Genomic DNA, 24,761 nt, shown 5'->3' on the forward strand with positions numbered 1-24,761 from the left:
CCCATGAGCATTTTCATCGAGCAGCTCAAGTCGTTGGCCTGGACTCAGGCATTCAGTAGCAAGGCGCTGGCCAAGGCTCGCGCTTATGCCGCCGATGATCGGGTAGAGATCATCGAGATCAATGACAAAAAGATCGAGGCGTTCTGCGTCGGTTCGGAAAATCAGGCGTATGAACAAAGCATTTACCTGTCCGAAGATCGGCTGGGTTCCGTCAACTTGCGTTGCCTGTGCAGCTGTCCTGTTGTAATCGACTGCAAGCACTGCGCTGCGGTGCTCTATCACCTGCAGGGCAGTGCTGATGATGCGTCTGAAAGTGACGCACAGATCCCTTTGGGGCGGGCGCTGGAGCATTGGCTTTCGACCATTCCCGTGCCGGCCAAGCCTGCTGAAGAAGGCGCGCAAACCGCAGGCACGCGCCTGTTTTACAAGCTCAAGCCAACGCCTGTGAGCGGCAAGTGGCTGCTCGATATTTTCAAGGTTTCCCAGCTCAAGAGCGGCGAGTTACGCGAAGTCAAACCGATGTATTCGCTAGCGGAAATGCTCATGCGTCAGCCCGGCTACCTGTCCGAGCTGGATCTGCGCGTCGCCAGGCTGCTGGTTGCCATGCACTCCCACCACGCCTATTACAGCGGCTATCCGCTGGAAGGTAGCAGCGGCGCCGAACTGCTGGAAATGCTCCTGCGCACCTCGCGGCTGTTCCTCGATTTCGAGGATCTGCGACCGTTGGTGCCGGGCGCGAAGCGCATCGGCCAGTTCGCTTGGGCCGAGCAGGCAGACGGCGGTTTCCGTGCGCAGTGGAGCAGTGCCGAGGCTGAGCAGGAGACCGTGCTGGCGCTGGAGCCGCTTTATTACCTGGATCGTGAACAGCGGCAGATTGGCCCTCTGTTCAATGAACTGGAAGAAAAACTGGCCAGCCATTTGACGCTGGCACCGGATATTCCGGCGCGTCAGGCGATGCAGTTCAGCCACCGCATGAGCGCCGCGACGAGAATCCCGCCGCCCCACCAATTGACCGAACGAGTCATCGACGACGTACTTCCGCAGCCGCAACTCACCCTCGTCAGCGGTCGGGAGCGCTCGCGCTGGGAATACATTCTTGAGCACCGCGCCGCCCTGGTGTTTACCTACAACGGCCAGCCGACGGTGGATCGCAACCCGGAAGTGATGATCCTCAACGGTACCGAAACCCAGCGCATTCAACGCCAGCCTGCGGTGGAAAAGAAACTGCGCCAGATCCTGCAAAAGCTCGGTTTCAAGAAAGCCACGCGCAAGAGCTCGCTGGATCGTCCCGGCGAGATGTTCACGTTGCCGGATGATTCCGCCTGGCTCGGGTTTATGCACGAAGGGCTTGCCACGTTGCGCGCCTCGGACTGGCAAGTCGAGGTCAGTCCCGGCTTTCATTTCAATGTGCAACCGGTTGAGCACTGGTACGCCGAGGTCGAAGAAGAGGCTGGGCATCAGTGGTTTGATTTGCAGTTGGGTATCGTCGTCAATGGCCAGCGCTACAGTTTGCTGCCGATCCTTCTGCACTTGTTGCGCACCCAGCCGCGCTTGCTTGACCCGGTCAATCTGGCACAGCGCAGCGATGACGAAAAGCTCTTGATCGAACTGAAGCCCAGCGGCTTTGGTGACTCTTCGGGCGCCAAGGTCGCGCTGCCGCTGAGTCGGGTCAAGCCGCTGATGGCCACGCTGGGCGAGTTGTACCTGGGTGGTCATCAGGGCGATGCACTGCGTTTGAGTGTCCCGGATGCCGCGCGCTTGAGTATGCTCGATGGCGTGCCGCTGGATTGGCAGGGTGGCGAGCGGCTGCGCACCTTCGCCAAGCGCTTGCAGAATTCCAGTCACACCCACGTCGCTGCGCCGGCCGGCCTTAACGCGCAACTGCGCCCGTATCAGCTCGAAGGCCTGAACTGGATGCAGACACTGCGCGAGCTTGAGGTCGGCGGCATTCTGGGCGATGACATGGGGCTGGGCAAAACGCTGCAAACCCTGGCGCATCTGCTCACGGAAAAACACGCCGGGCGCCTCGATTGCCCGGCACTGGCGGTGATGCCGACCAGCCTGATTCCCAACTGGCTCGACGAGGCCGAGCGTTTCACCCCCCAGTTGAAAGTATTGGCGCTGCACGGCACGGGGCGGCAAAAGGATTTCGCTAATCTGGCTGAGTACGATCTGGTGCTAACCACTTACGCGTTGCTGCCAAGGGATTTGGAGACCTTGCAGCCGCAGCTGTGGAGCGTACTGATTCTCGACGAAGCGCAGAACATCAAGAACCCGATCAGCAAAGCGGCGCAAGCGGCCCGTGACCTGCAGGCCCGCCAGCGCTTGTGCCTGAGCGGCACGCCATTGGAAAACCACCTGGGCGAGCTTTGGTCGCAGTTCCACTTCCTGATGCCCGGTTGGCTTGGCGACAGCAAGTCCTTCAATCGCGATTACCGCACGCCAATCGAAAAGCACGGCAATGTTCAGCGTATGCAGCACCTGACAGCGCGCATCAAGCCGTTTTTGCTGCGCCGCAAAAAGGATCAGGTGGCCACCGAACTGCCGCCGAAAACCGAAATTGTCCATTGGGTTGATCTCAGCGACGGTCAGCGTGATGTCTATGAAACGGTGCGCGTGGCGATGGATAAAAAAGTCCGCGACGAAATTGCCCGCAGTGGCGTGGCGCGCAGTCAGATCATCATTCTTGATGCCTTGCTCAAGCTGCGTCAGGTCTGTTGCGACTTGCGCCTGATCAACATGCCGATAACGGCGAAGGCACTGCGTTCCGGCAGTGGCAAGCTGGTCAGCTTGATGGAGATGCTCGAGGAGTTGCTGGGCGAAGGTCGCCGGATCCTGCTGTTTTCCCAGTTCACTTCGATGCTCGCCTTGATCGAGGAAGAATTGCAGCAACGTGATATTGCCTATTCGCTGCTGACCGGTGACACCACGGATCGGCGCACACCGGTGAAGGATTTTCAGGGCGGCAAGGTGCCGTTGTTTCTGATCAGTCTGAAGGCCGGGGGGACCGGTTTGAACCTGACCGCTGCGGACACGGTGATCCACTTCGACCCTTGGTGGAACCCGGCGGTGGAAAATCAGGCCACCGATCGTGCGTATCGAATCGGGCAAAACAATCCGGTGTTTGTTTACAAGCTGATCGCTCGCGGCACGGTAGAGGAAAAAATCCAGGCGTTGCAGCAGGAGAAAGCTGCGTTGGCCGGGGCGGTGCTTGAGGGCGGGACGACGGGTGGCTGGAAGCTGGAGCAGAGTGACATTGAGGCGCTGTTTGCGCCGTTGCCTGTATCCAAGGATTGAGCCTGGGTTTTAACCGTTAGACCGAGGTGAGCCATTCGCGAGCAGGCTCGCTCCCACATTAGATTTGTGTGATTCACAAAATCCCTGTGAACACTGGATTGGTGAGTGCCACAGATCCAGTGTGGGAGCGAGCCTGCTCGCGAAAGCTATTTAACAGACGAAAAAGATTTCAACGCTTATCGAGCTTGTCCGGCAACGGCGCAAACAACGCTTCAATGTCATCACTCTGCAACTTCCAGTCCCCGGCCTTGCGCCCATCCAGCACGCCGGCCGCCAAGTCGGATTTTTCCTTCTGCAGGTGCTGAATCTTTTCTTCCACAGTGCCCCGGGCAATCATCTTGTAGACGAACACCGGTTTTTCCTGGCCGATCCGATAGGCGCGATCCGTCGCCTGATTTTCGGTGGCCGGGTTCCACCACGGGTCGTAGTGAATCACCGTGTCCGCCTCGGTCAGGTTCAAACCGACACCACCAGCCTTCAAGCTGATCAGAAATATCTGACGCTTGCCACTCTGGAATTCCTTCACCGGCGTGCGTCGATCGCGGGTCTGGCCGGTCAGTAGCGCATAGGCGACATTGCGTTTTTTCAGCTCGTCTTCGATCAAGGACAGCATCGACGTGAACTGTGAAAACAACAGAATCCGCCGGCCTTCCTCGAACAGCTCCTCGAGCATTTCCATCAGGCTGTCGAGCTTGCCCGAGGTGCTGCCGCGAGCGGGCAGGGTGGCGTCGTTGACCAGACGCAGATCGCAGCAAACCTGACGCAGCTTGAGCAACGCCTCAAGAATGATGATCTGACTGCGCGCCACGCCTTTGCGGGTGATCTCGTCGCGGACTTTCTTGTCCATCGCCAAACGCATGGTTTCGTACACATCGCGCTGCGCTTCGTTGAGATCGACCCAATGGATGATCTCGGTTTTCGGCGGCAACTCGGTGGCAACCTGTTCCTTGGTCCGGCGCAGCAGAAACGGTTTTATCCTACCGTTAAGGTGTTGAAGTCTGACTTCACTGCCGCGCTTTTCAATCGGCACGCGGTAATCGGCGTTGAAGCTTTTCACGTCACCCAGCCAGCCCGGCAGCAGGAAATGAAACAGCGACCACAGCTCGCCCAGGTGGTTTTCCAGCGGCGTACCGCTCAGGCACAGACGCTGGCGCGCATTCAGCTCACGGGCGGCTTGAGCGGCTTTGCTGTTGGGGTTCTTGATGTACTGCGCTTCATCCAGCACCAACACATGCAGCGGCTGCCTGGCCAGACGTTCGACGTCTTTGGGCAGCAGCGCGTAAGTGGTGAGGATCAGGTCGTAATCCGCCAGATTGTCGAAGTGTTTTTTGCGCGTGGCGCCGTACAGCGCGACCACTTTCAGTTGCGGGGTGAAGTGCGCCGCCTCATCGAGCCAGTTGGGGATCAGACTGGTTGGCATCACCACCATGCACGGCCGATCCAGACGCCCGGCGTTTTTCTCGCTGAGAATATGCGCCAGGGTCTGTAGGGTTTTACCCAAACCCATGTCATCCGCGAGAATCCCGCCGACTTCCAGTTGCCGTAGCGATTGCATCCAGCTCAAGCCTTCAAGTTGATACGGGCGCAGCGTCGCGTTCAGGCCTTGCGGCGCTTCAACGCTGAAATCACGAATATCGCGCAGGCGCTGAGCCAACGTGCGGATCTGCTCGCCGCCCTCCCACAGCAGCGGCAGGCCTTCCAGCGAGTTGAGCCGCGTGGCATCCGCCTTGCTCAGGCGCAGGGTGGTTTCGCCCGGCTCCTGCAAATAGAACTCGCCGAGCGTCATCAGCACTGGTTTCAACCGGCCTAGCGGCAACGCCACCTGCAGTGGCCCGTGCTCGGTGTTGCGCTGCGGAATATTGACCAGAATCAACTCGTCATCGCGACGGCGCGCGAGGCGTTCCGGGTTGAGGATCTCCGCGTGTGAACGCATCAGATTGAGCAGTATCGGCAACAGGCTCAGGCGCTCACCGTTAACGATGATCCCCAGTTCCAGATCAAACCAGTCGCGCTCCGGCACCTGTTCGACCGTGGCGTACCAGTCATCAACAGCGGTCAGGTCAAAACCGAATTCCTCGTCGATCTGCAGTTCCCAGCCTTGGGTTCGCAGTTTCGGCAGATCGTTAAGAGTGAAGGTCAGCCAGGCGCTGTCATTGACCATCTCATACAGTTCGCCCGCGCTTTCCGGCAGGGCTTTGCTCTGGCGTGTGGCGATGCGAAAACCGAGGATTCTTAACTGTTCACGGTAGGACTGTTCGACTTCCGGGTGACGTTTTATCCGCAGCGTCTGGGTTTCCTGGCGAATCAGGATGTCGCTGTTCTTCTGTCCGCTGACGTATTCGTCGAGATAACTGAACGATAGCGCCGCGCGATGCTGAATGTAGCGCTGCATCTTGCCGTTGCGCGGTTCGAAAGCGCTGAACTCGACACTGGCCAGCCACAGACGTGGCAACGGCTGCACGTTATCGACCAACACTTGCGGTGGCGCTTTCGGGCTGCGGTTTTCCAGCACGGCTTGCAGTTTTTCCAAGAGTTCGGCGTCTTTGGCAGCGGCGGGGTAGTCGAGGGTTTCCTGCACTTTCAGCAGCACTGCTGCGCAGTGTTTGCAATTGCTGCGAACCGGGCAGGTGCAGCCGGCATCGACCAGCAGCAAGGTGCCTTTGGCTGACTCGCGCAGGTGAATGGTCTGACGGTAAACGTTACCGCCAGAGCCTTCGCAACTGGCGGTGATGGTCGCATCGCCGACTTGCGCGATGCGTACCCGGTTTTCCAGGGCGTAGCGGCGGCCACGCTCTAGGCTCTGTTCCTTGAATCGGCTGACCCAGGAGGGCGCCAACGGTTTACTCAGCGGCGGGTTCATAAGGACTTCGATCAGTCCGGAATCGCTTCAGGTGCTTCCCGTGGCGCAGGCGCGGTCAGGGAAGTGATCTTGATCAGCAGGGCCAGATGGCCGTTGTCGAGATAGTTGAGTTGGCCGTTCTTGGTGTGGCTGTCCTGTTTCAGGCGCTCACTGGCGGTGACCAGGCCATTGGCGTCGATCTGATTGACCCAGAAGTCGGCGTTCACATCGGTGAAACGCCCCAGTTTCATTTCCAGCGTGCCCTCGATCGGGAACTGGCCGAACTGCTCCTGACCGTCGCTGACCGCGACTTTCGCCGGTGCTTCGCCGAGGGTTTGCTGCCAGGCCTTGTGCATCAGCACGCTGTAGTCGCCGCTGGCGGTGAGCTTGGTGACCACATCATTCAGCGCAGGTGTGCGCTGGCTGTCATCGGCCAGGCGCTGGGCGCCAGCGGCCCAGTCTTCCGGCGCGGCACGGCTGACGATCGCCGGCACGGCGTTCTGCCGGACCAGAATCATTTCGACCTGATACAGGTCATCGGCATAAACCGAAGGGACTGCCAAAGTCAGCAGCAAAGTCAGCGAACGAAACAGGCGCATTGGGCGTCCTTCAAACAGATTTCGGGAGGAGGCGCTCAAACAGCGCCTCTACAGTATTAAAGCGCTCTTCCGGGCGTTCCATCGGCACCTGGAACTTGAACATCGTCGCACCTTCGAATTTGTAGCGTTTCGGCTGGCTCTGGATCAGCTTGATCAGCGTCATCGGATCGACCGGCGTTTGCGCTTCGAATTCGATGCGTCCACCTTGCGGGCCGCCATCGACTTTCTTGATGCCCAACTGCTCAGCCTGCAGCTTCAATGCCGTGATGCGCACCAGATTCTTTGTCGGTTCCGGCAGCAAGCCAAAGCGGTCGATCATCTCGACTTGCAGATCCTTCAGGCCTTCCTCGTCGGTAGCCGAAGCGATGCGCTTGTACAGGATCAGGCGCGCGTGAACGTCCGGCAGATAGTCTTCCGGAATCAGCGCCGGCACCCGCAGGTTGACTTCCGGGCCACCGCCCAGCGGTTGATCGAGGTTCGGTTGCTCGCCCTTGCGGATCGACTTCACCGCGCGTTCGAGCATCTCCATGTACAGCGTGAAACCCACAGCCTGAATCTGCCCGCTCTGGCCATCGCCGAGCAGTTCGCCGGCGCCACGGATTTCCAGGTCGTTGGTCGCCAGGACGAAACCGGCGCCGAGATCCTGCGTATTGGCGATTGCTTCCAGACGCTTTTCCGCGTCCGAAGTGATTTGCTGGCGCGGCGGCGTCAGCAGGTACGCGTAAGCCTGGTGGTGACTACGGCCGACCCGACCACGCAACTGGTGCAGTTGCGCCAGACCGAATTTGTCGGCGCGCTCGATGATGATGGTGTTGGCGCTCGGCACGTCAATGCCGGTCTCGATGATGGTCGAGGCGATCAGCACGTTGAAGCGCTTGTGATAGAAGTCGCTCATCACCTGTTCGAGTTCGCGTTCGCGCATCTGCCCGTGACCGATGCCGATACGTGCTTCCGGTACCAGTTCGGCGAGATCGGCGGCGCATTTATCGATGGTTTTCACGTCGTTGTGCAGGTAGTAAACCTGACCGCCACGCAGCAGTTCGCGGAGCAGGGCCTCTTTGACCGTGCTCTTGTTCTGCTCCATGACGAAGGTGCGCACGGACAAGCGTCGCGCCGGCGGCGTGGCGATGATCGACAGGTCGCGCATGCCCGACACCGCCATGTTCAGCGTGCGCGGAATCGGCGTCGCGGTCAGCGTAAGAATGTCGACTTCGCTGCGCAGGGCTTTGAGCTGTTCTTTCTGACGGACACCGAAACGGTGCTCTTCGTCGATGATCACCAACCCGAGGTTTTTGATCTTGACGTCGTCGGACAGCAACTTGTGCGTGCCGATGACGATGTCGATCTTGCCTTCCGCCAGATCGGCGATCGCTGCGTTCACTTCCTTGGCCGATTTGAAGCGGCTCATCACTTCTACAGTCACCGGCCAGTCGGCGAAGCGGTCGCGGAAGCTGTTGTAGTGCTGCTGGGCGAGCAGGGTGGTCGGCACCAGGATCGCCACTTGACGGCCACCGTGTACGGCGATGAACGCTGCACGCATGGCCACTTCGGTCTTGCCGAAACCGACGTCGCCGCAGACCAGTCGATCCATCGGTTTCGGCGCGAGCATGTCTTCGCGCACGGCTTCGATGGTCGACTGCTGATCCGGGGTTTCTTCGAACGGGAAACCGGCGCTGAACGTTGCGTAATCGGCTTTCGGGTCGGCAAATGCGTAGCCTTCGCGAGCAGCGCGGCGGGCATAGATGTCGAGCAATTCAGCGGCAACGTCGCGCACCTGTTCGGCGGCTTTGCGTTTGGCTTTCTGCCAAACCTCGGAGCCGAGGCGGTGCAGCGGGGCCAGGGCATCGTCGCTGCCGGTGTAGCGCGCAATCAAATGCAGGTTGGCCACCGGCACGTAAAGCTTGGCGTTCTCGGCGTATTCGAGGGTGAGGAATTCGGCAGCCTGATTGTCGATTTCCAGAATCGTCAGGCCCAGATAACGGCCGACACCATGATCGATGTGCACCACCGGCGCGCCTTCACGCAGCTCGGTGAGGTTCTTGATCACCGCATCATTGCTGACGTCGCTGCGCTTCTCGCGGCGACGACGTTGCATCACGCGCTGGCCGAACAGCGGACTTTCCGCGACCAGCGCCAGCGCCGGGTCATCGAGCATCAGGCCTTCGTCGAGCGGGGCAATGGTGATCGCCAGACGATCCTTGCTCGTGACGAAGTCGGGCCAACTGTCGACGGTTTTCGGCCGCAGCTTCAGACGTTCGAGCAACTCCAGCAGCACTTCGCGACGGCCCGCGGATTCGGCGGTGAACAGCACGCGACCGGGGAACTCATCGAGAAATGCCGACAGCGCTGCCAGCGGTTGCGTGGCTTTGGCTTCAATCGCCAGATTAGGCAGAGCCTGCGCGGGGAAGCGCTCGCGGCCGACGCCGGTTTCCACGTCTTGCTGGCTGGCGACCACGCGTGGCCAGCTCTTCAAGCGAGCAAAGCAGTCTTCCACCGGCAGGAACAATTCGGCGGGTGGCAATAAAGGACGCGATGGATCGACGCGGCGCTCTTCATAGCGATTGCGCACATCGTTCCAGAAATTCTCCGCCGCTTGCTCGATGCCCGGCAGCGAGAACACCTGGGTGTCCTGCGGCAGGTAATCGAACAGCGTCGAGGTTTCGTCGAAGAACAGCGGCAGGTAGTACTCGATACCGGCTGGGGTGATGCCGCTGCTCAGATCCTGAAAGATCGGGCAGCGCCGGAAGTCGACGTCGAAACGCTCGCGGAAGCGTGCCTTGAAACGAGTGACCGCGTCTTTCTGCAGCGGAAACTCACGGGCCGGCAGCAGCTTGACCGAATCGACCTTGTCGATGGAACGCTGGTTTTCCGGGTCGAAGGTGCGCAGGGTCTCGATTTCGTCATCGAACAAGTCGATGCGATAGGGCAGTTTGCTGCCCATCGGGAACAGATCGATCAGCGCGCCGCGTACGGTGAACTCGCCGTGCTCATAAACGGTGTCGACGTAGCGATAGCCGCTGGCTTCGAGTCGCGAGCGCATCTGTTCAACGTCGAGCTTCTGGCCGACATCCAGTACCAGGCTGCTGCCGAGCAAAAACTTGGTCGGCGCCAGGCGGTGCAACGCTGTGGTGATCGGCACCACCAGCACGCCATGTTCCAGCTCCGGCAGCCTATATAGGCTGGCGATGCGCTGGGAAATGATGTCCTGGTGCGGCGAGAACAGGTCGTAGGGCAGGGTTTCCCAGTCGGGGAAATGCAGCACGGGCAAATCCGGGGCGAAGAAACTCAGCTCCTGTTCCAGTCGTTCAGCGCTCTGGCTGTCGGCGGTCAGTAGCAGGGTGAAGCGCTTGGCAGCGCTGGCAGCCTCGGCAATCGCCAGGCTGAGGGCAGCACCGGGCAGATTGCCCCAATGCTGTTTACCTGCCTCGGCAGGGAGTAGCGGTAGACGCAGAACGGGCACGGAAGGTTGAGCTCCAGGCTTTGCGACAAAGTCGGTAATTGTAGCGGCGTCCGGTGCCGCCTGTCAGTTGCAGACTACGTCTATCTTCGCTGTTTGGACGAAATGTAGTGGTAACCATAAAAACCAGCCGTTTTTTTGTGGTTATGTAGTGCCAAAAGAGGCTGGTGTTACGGAGGGTTACAGACATCGTCTAACAGTCGTCGAAAAATTGACAGCGCTGGAAGCCGCGTATTTACTGGGCTGGCGCGAGGCGTGATTTTTTTGAAAGGGATTTTGTTACCGATTTCGCGACAAGCGCGCATTGCTGAATGAGGTTGTCGGCGGCATAATGTAGCCCCTTTTTTCTGCCCCTACATGTGGAAGGTTACCGTGACTCAGAAGCCCGACCAGTGTCTTGGTGAATGGATCGACCGTGAAGCACTCGCAGAAGCGATGATTCCGCTTATCGGTCAGCTCTACCGCAATAACAACGTGGTGAGCTCGATCTATGGCCGCAGCCTGATCAACCAGTCTGTCATCGCGATTCTCAAAGCTCACCGCTTTGCGCGCCACCGTTCTTCCGACGACAGCGAACTCTCCGTCCACGAAACATTCCCACTGCTCAAAGCCATGAGCGAGCTCAAGCTCGGCGCGGCTTCGGTGGATCTGGGCAAGTTGGCGTTCAAATTCCGTAACGAAGGCAATGGCCGCAGCGCCGAGCAGTTCGTTCGTGAAGAGATGGCTGACGTGGTTGGCCAGCAAAACGCTTCCGCACGTAAAGGCACCGACGTTGTGCTGTACGGCTTCGGTCGTATCGGCCGTCTGCTGGCGCGCATCCTGATCGAGAAAACCGGTGGTGGCGACGGCCTGCGTCTGCGTGCCATCGTCGTGCGCAAAGGCGCCGACAACGACCTGACCAAACGCGCCAGCCTGCTGCGTCGCGATTCGGTACATGGTTCGTTCAATGGCACCATCACCATCGACGAAGAAAACAACACCATCACCGCCAACGGTAACCTGATCCAGGTGATCTACGCGAAGAACCCGACTGAAGTGGATTACACCCAGTACGGCATCAAAGACGCGCTGCTGGTGGACAACACCGGTGTATGGCGTGACGCCGATGGCTTGGGTCAGCACTTGCAGTGCCCGGGTATCGACCGCGTTGTTCTGACCGCGCCTGGCAAGGGCAAACTGAAGAACATCGTTCACGGCATCAACCACGGTGAAATCACCGCTGAAGACAAGATCGTGTCCGCCGCTTCCTGCACCACCAACGCCATCGTGCCGGTGCTGAAAGCTGTGAATGACAAGTTCGGCATCATCAACGGTCACGTCGAAACCGTTCACTCGTACACCAACGACCAGAACCTGATCGACAACTTCCACAAGGGCGATCGCCGTGGTCGTAGCGCCGCGCTGAACATGGTCATCACCGAGACCGGTGCTGCCACCGCTGCTGCCAAAGCCCTGCCTGAACTGGCCGGCAAGCTGACCGGTAACGCGATTCGTGTTCCGACGCCAAACGTGTCGATGGCCATTCTCAACCTCAACCTTGAGAAAGCCGCCACCCGTGAAGAGATGAACGAGTACCTGCGCTACATGGCGTTGCACTCCGATCTGCACAAGCAAATCGACTTCGTCAATTCGCAGGAAGTGGTTTCGACCGACTTCGTCGGCTCGCGCCACGCCGGTGTGGTCGACGCTGAAGCGACCATCGTTCAGGACAACCGCGTTGTTCTGTACGTCTGGTACGACAACGAGTTCGGTTACAGCTGCCAGGTTATCCGTGTGATGGAAGACATGGCCGGTGTAAACCCGCCAGCGTTCCCGCGCTAAGCGATAGCTACACATGAAAACGCCCCGGCTTTGGTCGGGGCGTTTTTGTTTGTGTGCCTTTTAGAGCTGTGTTGTCAGTACCGGCCCCTTCGCGAGCAGGCTCGCTCCCACACTGGATCTGTGTCGCTCAGAAAATCCCCTGTGGGAGCGAGCCTGCTCGCGAAAGCGATTTATCGGGCGCCGCCGGGTATAGCCGCCTGCGCCGTGCGCAGTTCATGTTTATTGCCACGGAACAACACCAGCGTCGCAATCAGCCCCAACACCGCCGCGCCACTGAGCCAGATCCCCGGAGCAGCCTTGTTATCCAGCACATGAATCAGATACGTGCACGCCGCCGGGGTAAACCCGCCGAAGGTTGCCGTCGCCAGGCTATAGGCCAGCGAAAACCCGGTCGTACGCACTTCCACCGGCATGATCTCGGTCAGCGCCACCACCATCGCGCCGTTGTATGAGCCGTACAGGAACGACAACCACAACTCGACGATCAGCAAATGGCTGAAGCTCGGGTTCGCCACCAGCCACGACAGGGCAGGGTAAGCGGTCAGGATCGCCAGAATCGTCGCTGCCAGCAGTAAGGGTTTTCGGCCGATCTTGTCAGACACCGAGCCCATCACCGGCAACCAGAAGAAGTTCGACAGGCCGATGCACACCGTCACCAGCAATGCGTCGAAATCCGACAGGTGCAGCTCGGCTTTGCCGAAGGTCGGGGTGTACGCGGTGATCAGGTAGAACGACACCGTGGTCATCACCACCAACGCCATGCCGGCGATGACAATGCCAAAGTTCTGCCCGATCGAGCGGACAATTTCCCGCAGGGTAGGGCGGTGTTTCCGCGCCTGGAATTCCGGGGTTTCCTCCAGCGAGCGGCGAATGACGAAGATCACCGGCACAATCATGCAGCCGATCAGGAACGGCACACGCCAGCCCCAATCACCCATTTGTTCCGGACTCAGCCAGTGGTTGAGGCCGACGCCCAGCAGGCCGGCGAAGACCACTGCCGCTTGCTGGCTCGCAGACTGCCAGCTGACGAAGAAGCCCTTGCGGCCCGGTGTGGCAATCTCAGCCAGATACACTGACACGCCACCCAGCTCCACGCCGGCCGAGAAGCCTTGCAGCAAACGACCGAACAGTACGATCAGCGGCGCGGCGACGCCGAGGGTGGCGTAGCCCGGAACGCAGGCAATCAGTACCGTACCGGCAGCCATCAGCGCGAGGGTGATGATCAAGCCTTGGCGGCGGCCATGACGGTCGATGTAGGCGCCGAGGAAAATCGCCCCCAGCGGACGCATCAGGAAGCCCGCGCCGAAGGTCGCCAGCGAAAGCATCAGCGAGGCGAAGGCACTGTCGGTGGGGAAGAAGGTTTTGGCGATGGCCGTGGCGTAAAAGCCATAGACCATGAAGTCGAACATTTCGAGAAAGTTGCCGCTGACAACGCGAAAGATCGCTTTGCCTTTGCCCGTGGTGGAGGACATGTTCAGGTACTCGCTATTGGATTTTGTATAAAGATGTTGCAGATCCTTTAATTCATAATGGCCGTCGCGGTTTTGCAGGGAGATGAATAATTGTTCACTGGACGATGGCTTTGGCTTGTGGTGTTGGCAGGTCTTTTGGTGGGCTGCGGCAATGGCGATTCCATGGAGAATTTCGGTGGGCCGACCATGGGCAGCACGTATTCAATCAAGTACGTGCGTCACGCTGGCATGCCTGGGGTGAAGCAGGTTCGCAGTGAAGTGGAGGGCATCCTCGGCGAAGTCGATCGGCAGTTGTCCACCTATCGCAATGATTCGGACATCGAGCGCTTCGACGCTTTGCCCGCCAACAGCTGTCAGAAAATGCCTGCGTCGGTACTCGAATTGGTCCGCACAGGCGAACAGCTGTCAGCGCAAAGCGAAGGCTCCTACGACCTGACCGTTGAACCGCTGATGAACCTCTGGGGCTTTGGCCCACAAGGCCGCGAAGAGAAAGTCCCTGACGCCGCTGCGCTGGCCGAAGTGATGCAGCGAGTCGGTCACCAGCATCTGCATATCAGTGGCGATCAGTTGTGCAAGGATGCCGCCGTCGAGGTCGACTTCAACAGCATCGCCGCCGGTTATGCCGTCGACACCATCGCCGCCAGGCTCGACGCATTGGGCATTCACGATTACCTCGCTGAAGCGACGGGTGAGTTAAAGGCAAAGGGTCGCAAGCTTGACGGCTCATCGTGGCGCATCGCCCTGGAAGAACCCCGCGACGATCAACAAGTCGCCGAGCGCATCATCGATGTCGACGGCTATGGCGTTTCCACCTCCGGCGACTACCGCAACTATTTCCTGCAGGACGGCCGGCGCTATTCCCACACCTTTGATGCCCGCACGGGGGCACCGGTCCTACACGACCTGGCGTCAGTCACGGTAATTCATCCTTCAGCGCTGATGGCCGATGGACTATCGACGCTGTTGCTGATTCTCGGCCCCGAAAGGGCGTGGGACTATGCCGAAAAACATGACATTGGTGCATTCTTTGTGATTCGTGCCGATACAGGTTTTGTCGTCCGCATCAACGCGGCTTTCGAACGCCTCAGTGGCAAGAAAACTGACTGAGAACAATACGAAAGCTGGCGTTGTAGTGCAGGCAAAAGTAGCCTACGACGCGACCAAGGGTTAATGTGCGCGGCGTTGACGCTTCTATAGACTGTGTCCGGGTTCTTGATTGACCCCCAATTGTTCCTTCGCGCCGCCGTTCGGCGTGATTTAGCCGCCGGTGCTGCTGGCACCGCGGCCTGTTCTGAGGAGTACGCATGGCTGTCTACAACTACGACGTGGTGGTGCTGGGTTCCGGCCCGGCGGGAGAAGGCGCGGCAATGAACGCCGCCAAAGCAGGGCGCAAGGTCGCGATGGTCGACAGCCGTCGCCAGGTCGGCGGCAACTGCACCCACCTCGGCACCATCCCGTCCAAGGCACTGCGTCACTCGGTGCGGCAGATCATGCAGTTCAACACCAATCCCATGTTCCGGGCGATCGGCGAGCCGCGCTGGTTCTCCTTCCCGGACGTGTTGAAAAGCGCCGAGAAAGTCATTTCCAAACAAGTCGCTTCGCGTACCGGCTACTACGCCCGTAACCGCGTCGACGTGTTCTTCGGCACCGGCAGCTTCGCCGACGAACAAACCATCGAAGTGGTCTGCGCCAACGGTGTGGTCGAGAAACTGGTGGCCAAGCACATCATCATCGCCACCGGCTCGCGCCCGTATCGCCCGGCGGATATCGATTTCCACCACCCGCGTATCTACGATAGCGACACCATCCTCAGCCTCGGCCACACCCCGCGCAAACTGATTGTTTACGGCGCCGGCGTGATCGGTTGTGAATACGCGTCGATCTTCAGTGGTCTGGGTGTACTGGTTGAACTGGTCGATAACCGTGGTCAGTTGCTGAGCTTCCTCGACTCGGAAATCTCCCAGGCGTTGAGCTACCACTTCAGCAACAACAACATCACCGTGCGCCACAACGAAGATTACGATCGCGTTGAAGGCGTCGACAACGGCGTGATCCTGCACCTCAAGTCCGGCAAGAAGATCAAGGCCGACGCCTTGCTCTGGTGCAACGGCCGTACCGGTAACACCGATCAATTGGGTCTGGAAAACATCGGCGTCAAGGTCAACAGCCGTGGCCAGATCGAAGTCGATGAGGCTTACCGCACCTGCGTGCCGAACATCTACGGTGCCGGCGACGTGATTGGCTGGCCGAGCCTGGCCAGTGCCGCCCACGACCAGGGTCGTTCGGCCGCTGGCAGCATTGTCGATAACGGTAGCTGGCGCTTTGTGAATGACGTGCCGACCGGCATTTACACCATTCCGGAGATCAGCTCGATCGGCAAGAACGAGCAGGAGCTGACCCAGGCCAAAGTGCCGTATGAAGTCGGCAAAGCGTTCTTCAAGAGCATGGCGCGTGCGCAGATCGCCGGTGAGCCGCAAGGCATGCTGAAGATCCTGTTCCACCGTGAAACCCTGGAAGTGCTCGGCGTTCACTGCTTCGGTTATCAGGCGTCGGAGATCGTCCACATCGGTCAGGCGATCATGAACCAGCCGGGCGAACTGAACACCCTGAAGTATTTCGTCAATACGACGTTCAACTACCCGACCATGGCCGAAGCCTATCGGGTAGCGGCGTACGACGGCCTCAACCGGCTTTTTTGACGGGCTCCGGCCGGTGGCCTGAGCCGGCCGGGGAGACCGATTTCAGCAATTCTCGAGGGTGGCAGTGGCCAAACCGGGAAAGTCTGTAATCAGGCTGTCAACGCCGAAGTCGGCGAGTCTGCGCATCAGCGCAGGCTCGTTGACGGTCCACACCGACACATGCAGCCCCTGACGCTGCGCCTTCTGCAGGCGTTCCGGCGTACACAGCGTCCAGTTCAGCGCAAGAATCTCACAGCCATAGCTGGCGGCGACCTTCAACGGATCGAGCCAGGCATATTCGGCGACCAGTCCGCGCGACACATCCGGCACCAGATCCAGCGCTGCTTTCAGCACTTCCCGCGAACTCGAGGTAATGGTCACCTTGTCGAGCAGGCCATGCCGTTGGGCCATTTCACGAATCGCCAGCACCGTGGTTGCCGCGCGAGTGCGTGAAGCGCTTTTGACTTCCAGCTGCCAGTGCTCGAAATCGCACTTCTCGAACAACTCTTCCAGCGTCGGAATCGGGCACGGCTTGATCCAGCCGGGGCCGCCCTTGCGCGCGTCGTAAGTGACCAGTTCGGCGGCCGTGTGCTCGACGACCTTGCCGCGGCGTTCCGTGGTGCGTTTGAGGGTCGGGTCGTGGATGACCATCAACTCGCCGTCCTTGGACAGGTGCAGATCGAGTTCACAGCGGCGCACGCCGTGCTTGAGGCATTCCTGAAAACTGCTCAGGGTGTTTTCCGGTGCTTCGCCCTTGGCGCCGCGGTGGCCATAGATGAGGGTCACGGTGCTTCCTTAAGTTAAATGCCAGATTCGTTCTGTTCGCGGGCCAGACGTCGTTCCTGGGCCTGCTTCTGCAAGATATAGCGGGCGAGCAATTGGCGCTGGGCGTCGGTCAAGTGTTCGAACTCGGTGCCAACGTCGTACCCCTCGCCCTTGCGGTCGCAATGGGTGACGCGTGCGCGCAGCAACAGGCCCAGCGCTTGCGGCATCAGCACCAGTTTCACCGACAGGTGTGCACCGGTGGCAATCGGTGTCGGGTGCTGAAAGTCGATCCCGCCTTCGGAGATGATCACCGGTTGCGGCTCGCCGATATGGCCGAGCACGGTCAGGGCGACCACCTGGCTGAGCAGGTCGATGCGCTTGTTCTGGGATTTCAGGAACGCGGCGATGGCCCGGTCGCGCTCGCTGATCTGGCGCAACAGGTGCTGCGACTCGAATTCGCTCAGGTGCAGTTCGCTGAGCAGGTTGAAGAGTGGGGAAGCATCCTGCAACACTTCCTGGCCTGCGGCTTCGGGAGCGGACAGGGGCCGAATTTCCAGTGCGATCGTGTCCTCGATACGGTAGTATTCGCGGCGATCTTCTTCATCTAATGTCGACATGGCGAACCCATGGTAGCGGCGGTGGTCTGAGTGTAAAGCTGGTTATCGACCCCCGCCACAAGGACGTTCCTTTTCCCTCCGAACAAGCCCCGACATGTTCAGACCTCTCTTCGTATTTATCGGCACGCGTTATACCCGTGCAAAGCGTCGCAATCATTTTGTGTCATTCATTTCCCTGACTTCGATGATCGGGCTCGCCCTTGGCGTGGTCGTGATGATCGTCGTGCTCTCGGTGATGAATGGCTTCGATCATGAGATGCGCACCCGCGTGCTGGGCATGGTGCCCCACGCGACCATTGAATCCACTGAGCCGATCAACGATTGGCAAAGCCTGGCGACCCAGGTTAAGCAGAACCCGCAGGTGACGGCGGTTGCGCCGTTCACCCAGATGCAGGGCCTGCTGACCAATAACGGTCAGGTGTCCAAGGTGTTGCTCAACGCCATCGACCCTGCGCTTGAGCGTAACGTGTCGATCATCGACAACTTCATGAAGCAGGGCAAACTCGACGATTTGACGCCGGGCAGCTTCGGCATCGTCATCGGCGACAAGGCCGCGACCAAGCTCGGCGTGGGCATCGGTGACAAGGTCACCTTCGTCGCGCCGGAGGTCAGCGTGACCCCGGCCGGGATGTTTCCGCGCATGAAGCGCTTCACCGTGGTCGGCATCTTCCATGTCGGCGCCGGCGAGCTCGACGGCTATCTGGGCGTCACCAACCTGCAGGATCTGGCGAAGATGCACCGCTGGAAGCCGGATCAGGTGCAGGGCATCCGCCTGAAGTTCGATGACTTGTTCCAGGCACCGCGTGTGGCGTGGAACATCGCCCAGCAGCTTGGCGAAGACCATTATTACGCCCGAGACTGGACCCGCACCCATGGCAATCTGTATCAGGCGATCCGCATGGAAAAAGCCATGATCGGCCTGCTGTTGCTGCTGATCGTCGCTGTCGCTGCGTTCAACATCATTTCCACGCTGGTGATGGTGGTCAACGACAAAAAGGGCGACATCGCCATTCTGCGTACGTTGGGCGCGACGCCGGGCACGATCATGCGCACGTTCATGGTGCAAGGCACGGTGATCGGTGTGGTCGGCACGGCGATTGGCGCGGTGCTCGGGATTCTCGCGGCGCTTAATGTCAGCGCGGCGATCTCGGCGCTGGAAGGCCTGATCGGCCACAAATTCCTTAATGCTGACGTGTATTTCATTGATTATCTTCCGTCGCAGGTGCAGAGCCAGGACGTGGTCATGGTCTGTGCGGCGGCGTTGGTTCTGAGTTTCCTCGCCACCCTGTATCCCGCCTGGCGTGCCGCGCGCACCCAGCCGGCGGAGGCGCTACGTTATGAGTGAGTCGGGCATGAGTGAACAAGCAATCTTGAGCTGCCGCAACCTGGGCAAATCCTACGAGGAAGGCCCGGAATCGGTAGAAGTGCTGGCCGGCTTGCAACTGGAGTTGCACCCGGGCGAGCGAGTGGCGATCGTCGGCACCTCGGGTTCCGGCAAAAGTACTTTGCTCAACCTGCTCGGTGGTCTGGACACACCGACCAAGGGCAGCGTCTGGCTCGACGGTGAAGAACTGTCGGCACTGAGTGAGAAGAAGCGTGGCCTGCTGCGTAACCGTGCCCTCGGTTTCGTTTACCAGTTCCACCACTTGCTGCCGGAATTCACCGCGCTGGAAAACGTCTGCATGCCGCTGCTGATCGGCAAGACGCCAATTCCGGAAGCCCGTCAGCGCGCCACCGCGTTGCTCGAGCGCGTCGGCCTCGGCCATCGTCTGGAGCACAAACCGGCGGAACTGTCCGGTGGTGAGCGTCAACGTGTGGCCATCGCCCGAGCCTTGGTGAACAAGCCGGGTCTGGTGATGCTCGATGAGCCGACTGGCAACCTCGACTCCCACACCGCGCAAGGCATTCAGGATTTGATGCTGGAACTCAGCACCTCCATGCGCACGGCGTTCCTGGTGGTGACCCACGACATGAACCTGGCTCGCCAGATGGACCGTGTGCTGCACCTGCAAGAAGGTTGCCTCACGCCTATCTGATTGGCTGAAACCCGGCGCCTGCAAAGGCGTCGGGTCTTTTATTTTTATACGGTGCCCCAGCGAATGTTCAGACCGTTATCGATCTTTATCGGCACGCGCTATACCCGCGCCAAGCGCCGCAATCGCTTTGTTTCGTTCATTTCGATGACCTCGATGATCGGCCTCGCCCTCGGCGTGCTGGCGATGATCGTGGTGTTGTCGGTGATGAACGGCTTCCAGCGCGAAATGAGCTCGCGCATCCTCGGCATGGTGCCGCACGCGACCATCGTTGGTGTAAAGCCGATTGATGACTGGCAGCCAGTGGCTGCCGCCGCGATGAAGAATCCTGAAGTGACTGCCGCCGTGCCGTTCACCGAGATGGAAGGCATGCTCTCCTATAAGGGCCTGATGCAGCCGATCCAGATCAGTGGCGTCGATCCGGCGCAGGAAGGCAAGGTGTCGATCGTTGCCCAGCACATTGTGCAGGGGCGTCTGGATGCCTTGAAACCGGGCGAGTTCGGCGTGGTGATTGGTGAAATCACCGCACGACGTTTCCGCCTCAATGTCGGCGACAAAATCACCCTGATCGTCCCGGAAGTCAGCACCGCGCCGGGTGGCATCACCCCGCGTATGCAGCGACTGAACGTGGTCGGCGTGTTCAAGGTTGGTGCTGAACTGGACGGCTCGATGGGCCTGATCCACGTCGCCGATGCCGCGACCATGCAGCATTGGGAACCGAATCAGGTGCAGAGCGTGCGCCTGGCGGTGAAAGACCTGTACGCCGCGCCGAAAGTCTCCTCGGACATCGCTGCCGGGTTGGGCGCCGAGTTCAAGGCTGATGACTGGACCCACACCCAGGGCAGCCTGTTCAGCGCGATGAAAATGGAAAAAACCATGATCGGCCTGTTGTTGCTGATGATCGTCGCGGTGGCGGCGTTCAACATCATCGCGACCCTGATCATGGTGGTGAATGACAAGGGCGCGGATATCGCGATCCTCCGTACCATCGGCGCCACGCCACGGCAGATCATGGCGATCTTCATGGTGCAGGGCACGGTGATCGGCATTGTCGGTACGATCATTGGCGGTGTGCTCGGCGTGATTGCGGCACTGAATGTCAGTCAGATCGTGGGCTGGATCGAGCGAGTCAGCGGGCAACACATCTTCAGTTCGGATGTGTATTTCGTCAGCAATTTGCCGTCGGAATTGCAGGCTGGGGATGTGCTGTTGATCTGCTCGGCGGGCTTTATTCTCAGCTTCCTGGCGACGGTGTATCCGGCCTGGCGGGCGGCGAAGATCGAGCCGGCTCACGCCCTGAGATATTCGTAAACCTTTAGACCGCTTTCGCGAGCAGGCTCGCTCCCACAGGGGATTTGTGAACGACGCAGATCCAATGTGGGAGCGAGCCTGCTCGCGAAGGGGCCGGAACTGCTGGCCTCAATCTCCCTTGGGCAACTCAATCACAAACCGCGTCCATCCCGCTTCAGATTCGCAACGAATCTGCCCACCATGAGCGCGGACGATGGATTGAGTAATCGCCAACCCCAACCCCGCATGCTCACTGCTGCCTTCCTGCCGCGCCGGATTGGCCCGATAAAACCGGTCGAACAGCCGCGGCAGCAACTGCGCAGAAACTCCCTCGCCACTGTTCTCGACTGAAATGCGCACAGCGCTCGGTTGATCAACGATCCGTAAACTCACATAGCCTTCAGCCGGGGTAAAGCGCAGCGCGTTATCCAGCAAATTCGACAAGGCTCGGCGCAACATGCTGCGATCACCCTCAATCCGCGCGTTGCCCTCACGACGTAGTTTGATCCCGGCGTCCTCCGCCAACGGTGCAAAAAACTCCAAAAGCACATCGGTCTCGTCCGCCAACTCCAGCGGTTCACGCTTGGGCATCAGCAAACCGTGGTCAGCCTTGGCCAGGTACAACATGTCGTTGACCAGTTGCGCCATCCATTGCAGCTCTTCGAGGTTGCTGTGCAGCGCTTCGCGGTAATCCTCGATCGGCCGTGGGCGGGTGAGGGTGACCTGAGTGTGGGTCAGCAGGTTCGACAGTGGGGTGCGCAGTTCATGGGCGATGTCGGCGGAAAACGCCGAGAGCCGCTGAAACGAGTCGTCGAGGCGTGCGAGCATGGCGTTGAAGCTGTGGGCCATTTCCGCAAGCTCTGGCGGGATTTGTTCTTCTGGTAGTCGGGCATTCAGCGATTGTGCGGAAATCCCACGGGCGACTGCACTCATGCGCCGCAATGGCCGCAAGCCGCTGCGTGCGGCCCAGGCACCGAGCAAAGCAGTGGCAAGCGCCGAGAGGCCGACGGTCAGCCAGATCAGATGTTGCATGCGCTGCAGGAAGTGCTGGTGATGGGTGATGTCCAGCAACAAGGACAATTGCGGCGAGTCGGGTTTTTCCGGGTAGAGCGGGGCGTTGAGTACGCGGTAATCGGTACCGTCGTTGCTGATCGTCGACAGACCGGTTTGCTGCGGTAAATCCTTGGGGATTTGCGTCGAACTGTCATACCAGCGCTGGCCGTCGGCGCCGGTAATGCGCAACGACAGATCGGCCTGGCGACTCAGCTCATCCGCCAGCCGTGCTTCACGTTGGCCGGGTTGAAGATCCTGCAAAGCGCGGCGCAGGCCGATCAGCTTGCCGTCCAGTTGCTGCTGGTCGAGTTCAATGAAGTGCGCCTCGCTGGCGCGATTGAACAGCACGCCGGCGAACAGTGAAACCACGGCGGTGCACGCAGCAAACAACAAGGCCAGGCGCGAACTGAGGGACAACCGACGCATCAGGCGCCACGCTCTTCGAGCACGTAACCCATGCCGCGCACGGTGTGGATCAGTTTGTTGGGGAATTCGTCATCGATTTTCAGACGCAATCGGCGGATCGCCACTTCGATGACATTGGTGTCGCTGTCGAAATTCATGTCCCAGACCTGTGAGGCGATCAGCGATTTCGGCAGCACCTCACCCTGACGGCGAAGGAGCATTTCCAGAAGGGCAAACTCCTTGGCGGTCAGGTCGATACGCTGGCTGCTGCGCTCCACGCGGCGGCGGATCAGATCCAGACGCAGGTCGGCCAGTTGCAGGCTGGTTTCCTGCGGTGTGGCGCTGCCGCGTCGCAACAGGCTGCGCACCCGCGCCAGTAGTTCGGAGAAAGCGAACGGTTTGACGAGGTAGTCGTCGGCGCCGAGTTCGAGGCCGTGAACCCTGTCCTCCACCGCGTCTTTGGCCGTCAGAAAAAGTACCGGCGTATCCAGCCCGGCGCTGCGCACCGCGTGCAGAATCTGCCAGCCGCTGCGGCCCGGCAGCATCACGTCGAGAATCAACAGCGCGTAATCACCGCTCAATGCCAGTTGCTGACCGCTGTTGCCGTCGGCCACCAGCTCCGTATTGAACCCGGCCTCGGTCAGGCCCTGGCGCAGGTATTGGCCGGTTTTCGCTTGGTCTTCGACGATCAACAGTTTCATGGGCGACTCGGTTTTGTTCGGGGTGTAGAAAGGAAAGCTTTATACCTTGAGAGCAGGCGACAGGCGCCAACCTGACAAAGTTGTAATCTGCCTGTCAGGTAGATGCCAGCGCAGGCCGGCTAAAGTTTCCCACAGGCTGAACCTTATCTTGTTGGAGAACGACCATGTTTTTACGCCAATCCTTGGCCTTCTGTTTGTTGGCAATGAGTTCGTCGGCGTTTGCAGCTCCCGCGCACACCTATGACTTCGGCCAGCCAGCGCCTGCCGCCAAAGCCACGCGCAGCATCGAAGTGGTGATGGGTGATATGTCGTTTGATCCGAAAGCCATTCAGATCAAGGCCGGTGAGACCGTTCGCTTTGTGCTGGTGAATAAAGGCCAGTTGTTGCACGAATTCAACCTCGGCGACGCGGCGATGCACGCCAGACACCAGCAGGAAATGTTGCAAATGCAGCAGAGCGGCATGCTTACGCCTACCGGCATGAAAGAAATGTCCCACGATATGGCGGGGATGGATCACGCAGCGATGGGCCATGGCATGAAGCACGACGACCCCAACAGCGTGCTGGTCGAGCCGGGCAAGACTGCCGAGCTGACCTGGACCTTCAGCAAGGCCACCAGCCTGGAATTCGCCTGCAATATTCCCGGGCATTATCAGGCGGGCATGGTCGGCAAACTGACTGTCAGTCAGTAAGCACTCAAAGGCGCGGGCAAAGGCTGGTAGAATCCGCTGATTATTCAGTCAGGTTTCCGCCATGCATCCCGCAGCCGAACACTCGCCGCTGGGCAAATCCAGCGAATACATCGCCACGTACACGCCGTCCCTGCTGTTCCCGATTCCGCGCACCGCGAAATGGGCCGAGCTGGGTCTGACCGCCGAAACCCTGCCGTATAAAGGTGTGGATTTCTGGAACTGCTTCGAGCTGTCGTGGCTGTTGCCGTCGGGCAAACCGGTGGTGGCGATTGGCGAATTCAGCATTCCGGCGGACTCGCCGAATATCATCGAGTCGAAGTCGTTCAAGCTGTACCTGAACTCGCTGAACCAGACGGCGTTTGCCGACATCGCGACATTGGAAGCGACGCTGGTCAAGGATTTGTCTGCCGCCGCCGGCAAACCGGTGGGCGTGCGGGTTCGCAGCCTGAAGGACGTTGAAGCGGAGGGCGTCGTGGCGTTGCCCGGCGTGTGCATCGACGATCTGGATATCAGTGTCAGCAACTATGAGCATCCGCGCCCGGAACTGCTGCGTTGCGATGAATCGCGGATTGTTGAAGAGACGGTGTATAGCCATCTGCTCAAATCCAACTGCCCGGTGACCAGTCAGCCGGACTGGGGCACTGTGGTGGTGGAATATCGTGGCTCGGCGCTGGATCATGCGAGTCTGCTGGAATATATCGTCAGCTTCCGTCAGCACTCGGACTTCCATGAGCAGTGTGTGGAGCGGATTTTTCTCGATCTGCAGCGCTTGCTGAAGCCTGAGAAACTGACGGTGTTTGCACGTTACGTGCGTCGTGGCGGTCTGGATATCAACCCGTATCGCAGCACTGAAAGCGTACAGCTGCCGAACCATCGGCTGGTGCGTCAATAAAGATCAACTGTAGGAGTGAGCCTGCTCGCGATAGCGGTGTGTCAGTTGAAGATGGTGTTAACTGACACACCGCTATCGCGAGCAGGCTCACTCCCACAGGGGAATGCATTGCAAATCGTAGACATGAAAAAGCCCTGCCAGTGATGGCAG

General features: G+C 59.6%; 17 protein-coding genes. 9 read left to right on the forward strand and 8 right to left on the reverse strand.

Annotated elements, in window-relative coordinates; translation table 11 throughout:
- Positions 1-3: 3 nt before the first annotated feature.
- A complete protein-coding gene (locus tag KBP52_RS27905) occupies positions 4-3,297 on the forward strand; it encodes a DEAD/DEAH box helicase (RefSeq protein ID WP_212621401.1) in 3,294 nt (1,097 codons plus the stop codon).
- A gap of 169 nt (positions 3,298-3,466) precedes the next feature.
- Here KBP52_RS27905 and KBP52_RS27910 read toward each other — a convergent pair whose 3' ends face one another.
- From KBP52_RS27910 to mfd, 3 genes are read right to left on the reverse strand one after another with little or no spacing between them, the layout of a single operon-like run.
- Positions 3,467-6,157, reverse strand: coding sequence for a DEAD/DEAH box helicase (locus KBP52_RS27910; RefSeq protein WP_077573834.1), 2,691 nt, complete (start codon positions 6,155-6,157; stop codon positions 3,467-3,469).
- A gap of 11 nt (positions 6,158-6,168) precedes the next feature.
- On the reverse strand, positions 6,169-6,735 hold the full coding sequence (locus KBP52_RS27915; RefSeq protein ID WP_077573833.1) for a CsiV family protein: 567 nt from the start codon (positions 6,733-6,735) through the stop codon (positions 6,169-6,171).
- Between the two features lie 10 nt (positions 6,736-6,745).
- Positions 6,746-10,195 (reverse strand): transcription-repair coupling factor, encoded by a 3,450-nt coding sequence (gene mfd, locus KBP52_RS27920; RefSeq protein WP_212621402.1) that lies wholly within the window; start codon positions 10,193-10,195, stop codon positions 6,746-6,748.
- 354 nt (positions 10,196-10,549) lie between these two features.
- Here mfd and KBP52_RS27925 point away from each other — a divergent pair, with 354 nt between their 5' ends.
- Positions 10,550-12,013, forward strand: coding sequence for a glyceraldehyde-3-phosphate dehydrogenase (locus KBP52_RS27925; RefSeq protein WP_077573831.1), 1,464 nt, complete (start codon positions 10,550-10,552; stop codon positions 12,011-12,013).
- Between the two features lie 170 nt (positions 12,014-12,183).
- Here KBP52_RS27925 and KBP52_RS27930 read toward each other — a convergent pair whose 3' ends face one another.
- Positions 12,184-13,485: an MFS transporter gene (locus tag KBP52_RS27930; protein WP_016986740.1), complete on the reverse strand. Its 1,302-nt coding sequence runs from the start codon at positions 13,483-13,485 to the stop codon at positions 12,184-12,186.
- A gap of 162 nt (positions 13,486-13,647) precedes the next feature.
- On the opposite strand from KBP52_RS27930, the gene KBP52_RS27935 reads away from it, so the two are divergent.
- Together KBP52_RS27935 and sthA are read left to right on the forward strand one after the other, a co-directional pair.
- A complete protein-coding gene (locus tag KBP52_RS27935) occupies positions 13,648-14,592 on the forward strand; it encodes an FAD:protein FMN transferase (protein WP_249122219.1) in 945 nt (314 codons plus the stop codon).
- A gap of 197 nt (positions 14,593-14,789) precedes the next feature.
- The gene (gene sthA / locus KBP52_RS27940) at positions 14,790-16,184 is read left to right on the forward strand and encodes a Si-specific NAD(P)(+) transhydrogenase (protein ID WP_007984277.1); all 1,395 of its coding nucleotides are present in this window, start codon (positions 14,790-14,792) and stop codon (positions 16,182-16,184) included.
- A gap of 42 nt (positions 16,185-16,226) precedes the next feature.
- On the opposite strand, the gene KBP52_RS27945 is transcribed toward sthA, so the two are convergent.
- Positions 16,227-16,949 (reverse strand): glycerophosphodiester phosphodiesterase, encoded by a 723-nt coding sequence (locus tag KBP52_RS27945; RefSeq protein WP_007910500.1) that lies wholly within the window; start codon positions 16,947-16,949, stop codon positions 16,227-16,229.
- A 14-nt stretch (positions 16,950-16,963) separates the two neighbouring features.
- Entirely contained in the window at positions 16,964-17,545 is a 582-nt protein-coding gene (locus KBP52_RS27950; RefSeq protein ID WP_034156427.1) for a PilZ domain-containing protein, read from the reverse strand.
- 94 nt (positions 17,546-17,639) lie between these two features.
- Here KBP52_RS27950 and KBP52_RS27955 point away from each other — a divergent pair, with 94 nt between their 5' ends.
- The 3 genes from KBP52_RS27955 to KBP52_RS27965 all read left to right on the forward strand — a co-directional run bounded on the left by KBP52_RS27955 (position 17,640) and on the right by KBP52_RS27965 (position 20,889).
- Complete coding sequence (locus KBP52_RS27955) at positions 17,640-18,890, forward strand: lipoprotein-releasing ABC transporter permease subunit (protein ID WP_077573829.1); 1,251 nt, start codon at positions 17,640-17,642, stop codon at positions 18,888-18,890.
- Positions 18,891-18,897: 7 nt separating this feature from the next.
- Positions 18,898-19,581, forward strand: coding sequence for a lipoprotein-releasing ABC transporter ATP-binding protein LolD (gene lolD / locus KBP52_RS27960; protein ID WP_162835970.1), 684 nt, complete (start codon positions 18,898-18,900; stop codon positions 19,579-19,581).
- Between the two features lie 63 nt (positions 19,582-19,644).
- Entirely contained in the window at positions 19,645-20,889 is a 1,245-nt protein-coding gene (locus KBP52_RS27965) for a lipoprotein-releasing ABC transporter permease subunit (RefSeq protein WP_077573828.1), read from the forward strand.
- A gap of 108 nt (positions 20,890-20,997) precedes the next feature.
- Here KBP52_RS27965 and KBP52_RS27970 read toward each other — a convergent pair whose 3' ends face one another.
- Positions 20,998-22,347 carry a heavy metal sensor histidine kinase gene (locus KBP52_RS27970; RefSeq protein ID WP_212621403.1) on the reverse strand — a complete coding sequence of 450 codons (1,350 nt, stop codon included), beginning with the start codon at positions 22,345-22,347 and terminating at the stop codon, positions 20,998-21,000.
- A complete protein-coding gene (locus tag KBP52_RS27975; protein WP_212621404.1) occupies positions 22,347-23,027 on the reverse strand; it encodes a heavy metal response regulator transcription factor in 681 nt (226 codons plus the stop codon). Before KBP52_RS27975 ends, KBP52_RS27970 begins: the two co-directional genes overlap by 1 nt.
- Positions 23,028-23,191: 164 nt before the next feature.
- On the opposite strand from KBP52_RS27975, the gene KBP52_RS27980 reads away from it, so the two are divergent.
- Together KBP52_RS27980 and queF are read left to right on the forward strand one after the other, a co-directional pair.
- Positions 23,192-23,719, forward strand: a complete 528-nt coding sequence (locus tag KBP52_RS27980; RefSeq protein ID WP_116030888.1) for a cupredoxin family protein — start codon at positions 23,192-23,194, stop codon at positions 23,717-23,719.
- 61 nt (positions 23,720-23,780) lie between these two features.
- Positions 23,781-24,611 carry an NADPH-dependent 7-cyano-7-deazaguanine reductase QueF gene (queF, locus tag KBP52_RS27985; protein ID WP_116030886.1) on the forward strand — a complete coding sequence of 277 codons (831 nt, stop codon included), beginning with the start codon at positions 23,781-23,783 and terminating at the stop codon, positions 24,609-24,611.
- Positions 24,612-24,761: the final 150 nt, after the last annotated feature.

It is taken from the genome of Pseudomonas sp. SCA2728.1_7, assembly GCF_018138145.1.
GTDB classification, from domain to species: domain Bacteria; phylum Pseudomonadota; class Gammaproteobacteria; order Pseudomonadales; family Pseudomonadaceae; genus Aquipseudomonas; species Aquipseudomonas koreensis_A.